At 47.3% G+C, this 11,764-nt stretch carries 7 protein-coding genes; 1 reads left to right on the top strand and 6 read right to left on the bottom strand.

All coding sequences use genetic code 11. The annotated features are described in order from the left end of the window. Window positions 1-86 precede the first annotated feature (86 nt). The 4 genes from BMZ56_RS20130 to rbsK all read right to left on the bottom strand — a co-directional run bounded on the left by BMZ56_RS20130 (window position 87) and on the right by rbsK (window position 7,041). On the bottom strand, window positions 87-1,832 hold the full coding sequence (locus tag BMZ56_RS20130) for a RagB/SusD family nutrient uptake outer membrane protein (protein WP_090629915.1): 1,746 nt from the start codon (window positions 1,830-1,832) through the stop codon (window positions 87-89). 20 nt (window positions 1,833-1,852) lie between these two features. Further along, window positions 1,853-4,963 carry a SusC/RagA family TonB-linked outer membrane protein gene (locus tag BMZ56_RS20125; RefSeq protein WP_090629912.1) on the bottom strand — a complete coding sequence of 1,037 codons (3,111 nt, stop codon included), beginning with the start codon at window positions 4,961-4,963 and terminating at the stop codon, window positions 1,853-1,855. A gap of 113 nt (window positions 4,964-5,076) precedes the next feature. Continuing rightward, a complete protein-coding gene (locus BMZ56_RS20120; RefSeq protein ID WP_090629910.1) occupies window positions 5,077-6,081 on the bottom strand; it encodes a GRP family sugar transporter in 1,005 nt (334 codons plus the stop codon). A 42-nt stretch (window positions 6,082-6,123) separates the two neighbouring features. Beyond that, window positions 6,124-7,041, bottom strand: coding sequence for a ribokinase (gene rbsK / locus BMZ56_RS20115; RefSeq protein WP_090629907.1), 918 nt, complete (start codon window positions 7,039-7,041; stop codon window positions 6,124-6,126). Window positions 7,042-7,248: 207 nt separating this feature from the next. On the opposite strand from rbsK, the gene BMZ56_RS20110 reads away from it, so the two are divergent. Next, window positions 7,249-8,739 carry a hypothetical protein gene (locus BMZ56_RS20110; protein WP_090629904.1) on the top strand — a complete coding sequence of 497 codons (1,491 nt, stop codon included), beginning with the start codon at window positions 7,249-7,251 and terminating at the stop codon, window positions 8,737-8,739. 48 nt (window positions 8,740-8,787) lie between these two features. On the opposite strand, the gene BMZ56_RS20105 is transcribed toward BMZ56_RS20110, so the two are convergent. Continuing rightward, the gene (locus BMZ56_RS20105) at window positions 8,788-10,731 is read right to left on the bottom strand and encodes an OmpA family protein (RefSeq protein WP_090629902.1); all 1,944 of its coding nucleotides are present in this window, start codon (window positions 10,729-10,731) and stop codon (window positions 8,788-8,790) included. A gap of 52 nt (window positions 10,732-10,783) precedes the next feature. Further along, window positions 10,784-11,746: a PorP/SprF family type IX secretion system membrane protein gene (locus BMZ56_RS20100; protein WP_090629899.1), complete on the bottom strand. Its 963-nt coding sequence runs from the start codon at window positions 11,744-11,746 to the stop codon at window positions 10,784-10,786. Window positions 11,747-11,764: the final 18 nt, after the last annotated feature.

Below are 11,764 nucleotides of genomic sequence, written 5' to 3'. Positions count from 1 at the left end.
TTGGTACCGGAACCTGTATTCCGATACCGAAGGGCCCACCTTCATCATATGCACAGCATCAACTCTCATATAGTTGTTCGTGACACTCAATATCCCGGGTTTTCCACAAAGTTGGGATTCTCTGTCACCCTGTTCACACCGAGCGGCAGGTAATAGTTCCGATCCAAAAATGTTCGGGCCACACCTTCTGCATTAATCAATTTTATCTGGTACTTCTTGGTATCGTAATTATATATATACTGGAGACCTTTCATGCGGACGCCATCGAGCAATTGTTTCGCAATACGCCAACGGCGCATGTCCCAATAACTCTGGTTTTCCCATGAGAGCTCTACCAACCGTTCGTTTTGGATCGTTTCTTCGCTAATGAATTCTTTTTCGGGCATATCAGCCCGCGCCCTTAGGTCATTTAATACCGTAAGCGCTTCGTCGTCAAACCCCAGATAAAATGCAGCCTCCGCAAGATTCAGATAAATTTCGCCTAAGCGGAAAATAATGTAATCCGTCTCATCATTTATGACAGGTTCGGTTTTCATGTTTTCATTGCACCGCTTACGCACCATAAAGCCCGTCCGCACGGTATTTCGCTCAATCGCCTTATACGGCCATCCATCTTCCGAAGTGCCCGAAGTCAACGTCTGACCGTTTCTGAGCGTACCCGAATGGAATAATGTTTTACCCCCCTGCCACGGACTTTCCGGATAGAATACAGACGCACGGAAACGCGGATCTCTACTTCCGAACAGTTCTTCAGATGACCATTCCTGGCTTGTAAGCTCCGGCCTTGAAATGGATGTCCCCGGCCGACCATCGGCAAATTCAAAATGCTCAACAAAATCATAGAGGTACCACATCGACCCCCATGTGCCATTGAAATCATGCGGCATCGCACGTAAGGTAAAGGCGTGCGCTCTATTTTTGCTGTAGTCGTATACCTCTGCCATAATCACTTCCTTATTATCATCGGATTCATCCAAAAACAGGTTCTGAAAATTAACCACAGGGTCTGCATGTTGTTGGTAAAGCGAATGAATGCCATTGCCCATAATAGCCTTAGACGCGTCGTAGCTGATCTGCGCATAAGGATCGACGTCCGATGCCGGAAATCCCAGAAGCCCATCTAGTTGAACTTCGCCATATTTTGCAATGCTGGCAGCATACAACGCGGCACGGCTTCTAAGTGCATACGCCGCCCATTTCGTCGGTCTCCCTTTATCCTGCGAACCATATTGCGACGGCAAGTCTTCCACCAGTTCGGCTGTTTCGGCAAGGATGAAATCATAGACTTCTTTCTCACTATTCCGTGGCACATATATTTCCTCTTTCGGGGCGTTCATGTCCTGCGGCTCGGTAATGATGGGTACGCCCCCGAAACGAATAACCATTTGGAAATACATATAAGCCCGTAAAAAACGGACTTCGGCAATCCGCTGATCGATCACTTCCGGATCAAGGACAGATTCGCGGATTTTCTCGATGAAGTAATTGCAGTCGCGGATATTCTGGTACTTCCAGTAGTCCAGTTCATCGGGAATTCCAGACGAGGTAATCACGTTTGTCGATGCCACATACGATTGGTGGTGTGCACCATGCGACCGTCCTTCCCCGCCCATGGAAGCGATCATGGCAAATGACGTTTGCTCGGTTGTGTTGCCTCGCAGTTCAATAAAGTCGGTCCTGAAATAAAGATCGGCAAGGTAAGCGTTTACCAATGCTGGATCTTCCCATACCACCGCATCGGAGATGATATCCAACGGTTCCTTATCCAGGAAGCTTTCGCAACTTTGGAAACCCAGGAATGTAATGACGATAAGATATTTTACATGTTTCATGACAATACAATTTAAATCAGTTACAGGGTGAAATTCAGTCCGAAAGAAATGGTCTTAACCGGAGGATAAAACTTTTGGTAATCCGTGGCCTCGGGATCGAGCGACTTTTTATACATACCTAGCTTACTAAACGTAAGCAGGTTGCTTCCAGCCACATAGACATTTACCCGGCGAACACCGATCCGTTTTATCCATTCACTTGGCAACGAATAGTTTACATTAAGGTTGCGTAACCGGAGGTAGGTAGCATCCTGCAACCAGAAATCCGATGCCTTGTTGTTGTTCGTATTGGTGCCGACACCGTCTCCTAAAATCGCTGGCAATTTAGCCTCTGGGTTGATGTTGACATCTGGATTGTTCGGATCGGGTTGCCACCGGTACGCATACTGGAATTCAAACGGATTACTCAGGTTTTGCAGTGGACCGCGCAATACATCGGAAATCATTGAATTAAACAGCGACGCACCTTGGAACAACGCGGTGACACTGACACCTTTGTATTCCATCTGCAGGTTTAACCCATAAGTCAGATCGGGAAATGTGCCATAACCGATCTCATCCTGATCACGCCAATCGATGATGTTGTCACCGTTCAGATCCTTGTATTTGATATCTCCGGGACGTAACGTGCTATTTCCGGCCTGATCCTGATCAACTGGATGGCCATCTATTTCGCTTTGGCTCAAGAAGATGCCGTCAGAAAGATAGCCGATCCATCGGTTGGTGTACTTTCCAGTCATCTGGTAAATTCGGATTTCATCCGGATCTTCGTACGGACTTTCCGACCACCTTCTGTACTTTTGTCGCGCCCAGCTCACGGATCCTGAAACATTGTAATAGAATTCGTTACCTATCTTGTTGCGATGGTTCAGCGTTAGCTCAAAGCCCCTGTCTTCCGTCGAATTAATATTTAACTGCGGCAATGTCGCCCCAAATGTAGAGGGGTAAGTTTCCAGCGGCTGCCCAAAAATATTGTCCGTTATCCGATGGAATACATCGAATTCAAAGCCAATCAGACCTTCCTTAAACATGCCCTCCAAACCCACGTTGTATCCGGTCATGTCCAACCACGTAATATTCGGATTCGGCAACCCGGTAGAACGGATCAGCTGATAGGCGTCCGAACCGAAAACATAGGTGCTTGAAAGTGCCCGTAGGATTTCGTACCCCGTCAAATATTTAAACGCGTCTACATTGTCATTGCCTGACTTGCTGTAGGAAGCCCTCAGCTTGAGGTTATCGATCCAGGATACGTTGTCTTTAATAAAAGATTCTTCTGAAAGCCGCCAGGCAGCAGACACACTGGGGAAGAAACCCCAGCGGGATTCCGACGGAAATTTATGACTTGCATCAAAACGAAATGTTCCTTCCAACAGGTATTTTCCGTTAAATGCATAATTAGCGCGCCCTACATAACTTACACGTCCTGTTTCCACGGCGCCACCATTGTTTGTAATGTTTTCTGTAGACCCGGCAAACAAGTATGGAATTTCCGGCGATAGCAGGTTAACCCGACCGGCGGAGGTCGTCACATTATCGGTGTCGATTCCTTCCGCCAACAACAAACCCTGTACCGAATGACTGCCAAACGTTTGGTCATAGGTAAGGGATACCATGGGATAAAGCTGGGTGTATTGTACAAACGTTTCATTCAGCGAATTGGCGCCGTTGATACCCCATGACTCATATTCGCCGCTTTCATAGTCGTAGCTAAAAATTTCAAACGGCCGGTCCTGTACCTTGGTAAAGGCACTATTGATGGAGTAGTTTAACGTTGCGTTAATGTGCAATCCCTGGATGCCTGGCACTTCATATTTCAGGCCCAGGCGACCATTGAAATATCGTTGTAAATTATCGTTAAAGCCAGACATATCGCGGATGGTTTGCGCCACCGGACTCCTCGCCAAAAAACCGGAATATGCACCGCCCTTCGATGGGTCGGGTAACGTGGCCGACCACATGGGCAGTGCAGTCTTGAGATTGATCCAGATATCATCCAATGCGGTCTGTGGCGCAAGTCGCTCTTCGTTCCGATAGGATAGATCAAAAAAAGCGTTTAGCCGCTTGCTGATTTGAGCATCCACATTCGAACGGATGTTATACCTGTTGAAGCTCATGTCGCCAGATTGGTACATACTCGCCTGATTCAGGTAACCGGCAGTCATATTATACTTAACCCGGTCCGTTCCACCACTTACCGTTAAATTATGTGACTGCATCGGTGCCCATTTTACGAAAGCTGCCTCATACCAGCTCTCATTGACATAATTTGGGTCGCCTCCGTTTTTGAATTTCTGAATCTCTTCCTCCGAATAGGTAAACGGTAATCCGTTATTCAGTTCACCTTCCCGCAACAGCTCCGCATATTTCCAGGACGAAACAAATTCAGGCATGGTGGTAGGTTGCTGGATGGTATAATTACCGGTATACGTGATAGCCGGTTCGCCTATTTTCCCCCGTTTCGTAGTAATCAATATCACACCGTTGCCTGCCCGGGCACCATAAACCGCAGCTGCGGCATCTTTCAGCACACTTACCGACTCGATTTCGTTCGGATCCATGCGTGTCCAGGATGTCTCTACCCCGTCTACCAAAATCAATGGAGCGTCATAGCCCCGGATACTGAGGTTGGCATAATCAGATCCCGGCACTCCCTGACCCTGCTTGGCGAAAAGCCCCGGAGCCTTCCCTATGAGCACTTCCGATACGTTGGCAGAAGGCACTTTAACCAGATCTTTTGATTGGACGGTTGAAACCGCTCCTGTCAGATTGATTTTTTTCTGTGTACCATAACCCACGACCACCACTTCTTCCAGCGCTGCGTCACCAATCAGCAAACTGATATCCACCGTTTTTCGGCCCGACAGGCTCACTTCCTGCGATTGATATCCAATATAGCTAACCATCAACGTCGCTTCTACAGATGACACCGATATGGAAAACATACCGGCATCGTCGGTCGTGGCATTGCCTTGTCCATCTAATTCCTTCACCGTTGCACCAGCCAACGGGATGCCCGTGTCTTGGTCCGTTATTTTTCCTGAGACCACGACTTGCGCAACTGCCTGTTGTACTACAACCATTAGGCAGCAAATCAGTGCGCAAACCAATTTTGTATTCCTTACATTCATAACCCCATGTTTTATGTGAAAATTTTGTGAAAATAATAGGCCCGTTCGGTGGCCACAACCCCGATTTTATACGTATTATTGGTATATTTTCTACCTATTCTGGCTAACGCCTGTTATTCTCCCGCCGCAATCACCAATCCCAGCCCAACAACAAACAACACGAACATCGCGGCGACAAGCGCATTGACAGACCGGCTACCTCCCTTAAATTCTTTCCAGATCAGCACTCCCCATAGGGCGGCCACCAAAGTAGCTCCTTGACCAAGACCATAAGAAATTGCAGGCCCGGCCTTACCTGCGGCAATGAGATTAAACAGATTACCCACTCCCCAGATACAGCCACCAAAAACACCTACCAAGTGTACCCCAAACCGACCTCTAAAATATTCACCATAGTTGCTGGGGGTTCCTTCCAAGGGCTTACGCATGAGTATGGTGTTGAATAACAGATTGCTCAGGACAATCCCCCCTGCAAACACAACAAAAGCTGTATAAGGGGTCATCTTCCCGGCAGCTGGCGACACGAAATTCTCCAGATCCATCCCGGCCGCGATAAACGGATAAAACGTGGACATCAACACGCCGGCAATAACTGATACCCCAATCCATTTTCCTACGCCTTTCTTGCCCGTTCCGCCGGAGTGTTTTCCATAAGCGACCGCATTGAGAATGATCGCTAACGTTACCAAGCCGACGCCCAGAAACAAAAAAACAGGATCTCCCTTCGCATGCATCAGGTAGTTGATGAGGACACCGATTACCAGCGCCAATCCGATTCCCACTGGAAAAGCCACTGCCATACCCGCCCCTGCAATGGCCGCTGTAAGCAGAATGTTGGCCAGGTTGAATACCACACCGCCGATAAGGGCACTCCGGATATTCTCGCCCTCCGCCTGTGCAAGGTCGGCCAAAAATGGCCTCCCCGATTCCCCTGTACTGCCCATGGTAAATGCACCGATAAGGGCCAACAGGAAAATCCCCAAAACGTAATCCCAATAGAATAGCTCAAAGCGCCATTCGCGCTGTACCAGCTTCTGTGTATTGGCCCAAGAGCCCCAACAGAGCATCGTGACGATGCAAAACAGGACAGCCAGTCCATAACTTTCTACGATAAACATAATTTGTTGGTTTTTTTGAAATTGGTTATACAGTTATTGTTTTTATGTCATGCTGTTCAATAGAACTTCGTTACGGAACGGAATTGACGACTGTGCCCCCATGCGCGTCACCGCGATTGACGCCGCCCGACAGGCAAATGATACCGCGTCTTTCAACGCTTTACCTTCACTTACCGCCACCGCAAGCGCGCCGTTGAACACATCGCCCGCAGCCGTAGTGTCTACCGTCTCCACACTGGGTGTGGGGATATGGTAAAAAATACCTTCCTCCAATAATGCAGCTCCGTCTTTTCCTAATGTGACAATCACATGCTTTACCCCTTGTTGATGAATGCTTTCAGCTGCCTGACGCGCGCTGGGAACATCGCTAATCCGGACACCCGACAGCATTTCTGCTTCGTTAACGTTAGGCGTAATAATATCAATCAAATTAAACATACTTGGCACCAAGCTATTGGCAGGTGCCGGATTAAGAATTACTTGCATTCCCCTGCGCCGGGCGATGCGAGCTGCATGTTCCACCGTCCGCATCGGTATCTCCAACTGAACCAATAAAATTTTGCTATCCGGGTAATTATCCAACACCTCTTCCACGTCATTAGGTTCCAAATGGGCATTTGCCCCCGGGGCCACGACGATGCTATTTTCGCCGCGTTCGTCCACAGTAATCAGCGCGATGCCAGATGGGCTATTATCATCGGCCAAAATGCCATTGGTATCTACCCCTTCTTCGTCAAATAATTGCGACGATTGCTTTCCAAAAATATCGTCACCGATTTTGCCTATAAAAGTTACATCCCCGCCTAACCGGGCAACTGCCACCGCTTGGTTCGCTCCCTTTCCACCCGGATTCATTAAAAATGATCCACCTAAGACCGTTTCTCCCGGTTGTGGAATATGGCTTGTTTTAACCACCATATCCATGTTCATACTCCCTACAACGATTATTTTATTGCTCATATAATTGGTTAAAGAATCTTATTTAGTTTATAACTAATGTCAAAAGTAGTGGGTATATTTTTGTTAAATCAACCTTTTTTATATAATTTTATGAATTATAAAACCATAACAATCACAAAAATAAATCAACAAAACAGCTATTATACAAATAGTTATAAAACGTATTTATAGCATTTATTTTTCTAAATCCGGTTAGTTTTCATTCCTATGTTGTTCTACGAACTCGAAAAACTCATAAAATCTCTTTCCGCAACCGAAAAAAAAATCTTCCAGTTACACGGCACGCAGTTGAAAGGTGATAAAGACTATGTTATATTATATGAACAGATTATTGGACAGATAGACACCGTCGACGGCGCCTCTTGGCAAGAGCGATTCAGAGAGGCTTATCCCACAAAATCACTGGAAAACACCGCTGCTTATCTGTATAAGATACTTACCGATTTACTCGTGCAGATCCGTATCGAGCAAGACACGTGGTATCAGCAATACCAATGCCTTCTAAAAGCGAGGCTTTGTTTTGAACGTTCCATTCCTTCCCGGGCGTTCAAAGAGCTCCACAAAGCCTCAAAACTAGCGACAGCAAGTCAGCATCACCCGGTGGCTTATCAAGCTGCCCGGATGGAATTGACTGCGCTTTCCGATCTTGGTTTCCCTGGACTCAGCGAACAGCAATTGGTAGACAAACAAATGAAGGCAAAACATACCCTGCAGTCGCTCCGGCAGATCCACGAGCACTATTCCCTTTATGAACTCCTCAGCCACCGCCTTACAAAAGGCAAGCGTCCCGAAAGCAGCAAACAGGATAAGCAGGTAAACGACCTTATTCTGAGTGAGCTAAGCCTCTCTACCCGGGGCAGCCAGCATCAGTTTGAACCGCAGAAATTACATTTGCTGTTCCAATCCTTCTTTTTTATTCATTCGGGAGAATACCGCTCTGCATTGCGTATTTTTAATGAGCTCACGAAACTGACTGAAGCCAACGAATCCATGTGGGACTACCCTCCCTATGATTACTTATCCGCGCTCGACGGCATCCTCGACAGCCTCCGAAGCATTGGCTACTATCAAGAAATGGCTCCCTTCATTGATCGGTTGGCGACGTTGTCAGAACGCGCCTATCCGGAACATTTTAAAAGTGTGGCAACGTTGACAACTTGGGTATATCAACTAAATATGCTCCTCGGCTGCAAAAAATACGAGATGGCCGCTCAATTGATAGGAAACTTATCCAATGGAGACACACAAAAGGCAGTTAATGGTCACGAAAAGCAATTGGAGTATTATTTTTTTATAGCGCTTACCTACTTCATGCTGCAGCAATGGAGCAAGGCAAAGAAACAACTAAATCTACTCATAGCTGCCGCGAAACAAACGCCACAACACCTTGCCTACCGGGCGGGCCGCTTGCTTCACATTCTTCTTAGCTATGAAATGGATGACCTGGGATATGTTGAATATGAAATCCGATCGTACAAAAGAGCGTTCAGCAAACAGGGTAAGGCCTATAAGACCGAAAAATTGATATTCAATACCATCGCAGCAGATCCTAAACTCCGGGGAAATGCGTGGAAAGCAACGGCTCACAAAAAGGTGGCCGCGAAATTGAAGGAAATAATCACCGACAAACGGGAACTCCAATTGACGAAATTCGCTGATTTCGGACAATGGGTGCTAGCAAGTCTCTCCCATAAATAAAAAATACCCTTCGAGAGGGTATTTACGGGTTATCATTAACTACACGAGTTAGTCCTTCGCATCGCCATTCTCAATCACGAAAAATTCCACACGCCGGTTCCATTGATGTTCTTCTTCCGTACACTCAACACCTTTCGCACAATGATTGGCCAGCTTGGTAAACCCATATCCTTTGGCAACCAGCCGGTCAGCAGCGATTCCCTTGCTCACCAGGTAGGCTACCGAAGAATCCGCCCGGCGCTGGGTTAACTTCATGTTATACGCTGCTGTTCCCCTGGAGTCCGCGTGCGCACTCAGCTCAATACGCACACTGGGGTCGCTATTTAAGAACGCCGCAATCTTGTCCAATTCCAGTGCAGCATCCGGGCGGATATCTGCCTTATCAAAATCGAAATAGATATTACGGAGCACAACCACCTCCTTAACCTCTACCGGCGAAAGATAAACATCTTTTTGCAACGTAGTGCTGGAATCGATGGCTGCCGTGGAAAAAGCTAGTGGTGTAAATTCGCGGAATCCAGTCTGCTCGGCTGTGATCGTATAATCCATGTTTTCTGCCAGATTGAAGGTAAACTTACCATCCGTTCCCGCATTTATCACCACCGCATTCAGCTCATCTCCTTCTGGTGTCAGGGTCACTTTCGCGCCACTGACGGGAAGCTTGGTCTTTTCATTGTAAACACCTCCTTCCAAGTCAATCTGCACCACCTTATTCAGGTTAAACCAATAAATATCATCCGCTCCCGCGCCACCGCTCCGGTTCGAAGCCACGTATCCTTCTAACTCTTTATCAAAACGGATGGAAAAATCGTCATAAGGCGAATTGAACGGAAAACCTAAATTGATTGCCTTGGCCTGCGTTCCGCTTTTGCTCAACCGATATACATCCAATCCGCCCATTCCCAAATGGCCGTCAGATGAAAAATAAAAATCTCCTTGATCATCAATCGCCGGAAACCGCTCATCGCCGGGTGTGTTCACAGCAGCGCCTAGATTAACTGCATCGCCCCAAGCCCCATCTCCTTGACGAACTACATAATAGATATCCGTGCCTCCCTTACCTCCCGACATATCTGACGTAAAATAGAGCGTGTCGCCTGAGGCGGTCAGGAACGGATCACCTACCGACCACTCAGTGATATTATTGTAACGGAAAGGAGTAGCATCCCGCCCCCAATCTGTTGCATCCAACGAATTGGAGAAAATCTCAATATTAACGGTGACATCCTTTCCTGCTTTGCGCTTCTCTTCGCGGGTGAGGTTACGGGTTACAGCAAAATACACCTCATTTTTTGGTTTGGAAAAGGTTGCCGGGCCAAAGTGATTCGCTCCATCGCCCCACTTGGCATCTACCTTATGCACCGCCTCTTCCTTCGCCACGTACATGGATAAATATGGATTTCCCGTCCATCCATAAATTACATCGGGTTGGGCCGCACCATCAAATCGGTCAGAGGCAAAATATAAACCATCAGGCCCTTTAGTGGCCCCAAATTCAGCCTGCGCACTGTTCCATTTTTTTTGGTTTTTCACCTCAACAGCCTTGATTGGATTTTCCAGCCATACGACGGCAGAGTCGCATGAGGCGTATAGCATCGCTAGCTCCTCCCGCGAAATGGCACCTTCTGCTTTCAGCGCAACGCGCTGGTATTGGGCCTTGGCTTCCCGGAATTTGGAGTTGTTACGAAGCACATGCCCATACTGCAGGATGTGATCGATCTTTGCTTCATCGTGATTAGCTAAACGCGCATACCATGTTTCTGCTTCCCGGTAATTCCGGATGTGGTAGTAAGACGCTGCGAGACGCTCCGCTGTCTTGATATCGGCTTTAACATCGTATGCACGCTGGTAGAGCTCAATGGCTTTAACAAAGTTAAACGTGTCAAACTCCCGATCGGCAGATTTCAGCAGGGAATACTGTGCCTGTAAAGGTAAGATCGTTACTAAACAAAGTCCAAAAACCAGCGTAACCGTATTGTTAAAAAATTTCATAGGTAGGTATTATTTGTAGCGTTCAGCATGGATTAATAAATGTCCAATATCATTAGAAGTACCGTGGCGTACGCACGCGCTGTGTTCCTTTGTTCAGCGAATATCCCAACGATATCTCATGAGTTCCCCCCACCTGATTATTAATTCGATTGAGTGCATAATCAAACGAATAACCAATGCGGAATTGACCCGCTGCAACAAATTCAGCAAGGGCAATGATTGAGTTAGGCCGCTTCAGGCTCTCGCTCAACTGTTTTCCGCTGGAAAGTGCAGTACGGTAAGAGAGCCCAAACGTAAACTGCTCGGCAAAGATGACTGCTGCATTCAGATCCGTAGTCCAAGCACGGTGTACTGCGCTATTCGCATTTTTAACCAGAATGGATGGTTTCAACAAAATATCTGTAGCTAACGGAACAATGCCTCCACCGGTAATGTAGTATTGGGTAACCGGAGGGATACGCATACTCCCATTATTATCGTTAAATATGAGCTGCGAAATCAAATTGTCCACACCAACGCCGGCATAAAACGTATTGGTAGAATAATATACGCCAAACCGGGCATCAGGCAAAAACGAATTTTCGATGTTGATAGACTCGGGATCCTGGGTATGTGCTGCTGCATTGTCAAACCCCGAATGGATAAACCCAAGCCCCAAGCCAAATGCCAACCTGTCTTCCGGATCCCACCCCACCCGTAGGCGGTACGCATAGTTGGCATAGGCATAAATACGCTTTTCCAATCCCACGCGGTCGCTCATCAGATTCAGTCCGAGTCCTACGTTGTCACCAGCGGTCCGCATATCCGCGGCCAGCGCCAGTGTACTGGGGCCATCGGGCATACCTGTCCACTGGGAACGATAATACGTATGCAAGTTTACAGGCCCGCGGTAACCGGCGTATGCGGGATTGATATATAGGCCATTGAACATATACTGGCTGTACTGCACCACCTGTTGCGCAAGCGCGGGAGCGGTTGAAAGGGCTATCAGCACTAGAAAATAATACTTCTTCATGTCTTTATCTGTTATTGG

The sequence above is a fragment of the Parapedobacter indicus genome (assembly GCF_900113765.1).
Lineage (GTDB): Bacteria > Bacteroidota > Bacteroidia > Sphingobacteriales > Sphingobacteriaceae > Parapedobacter > Parapedobacter indicus.
The sequence above is the reverse complement of the archived record's forward strand: the minus strand, read 5'-3'. Positions and strand labels throughout refer to the sequence as shown.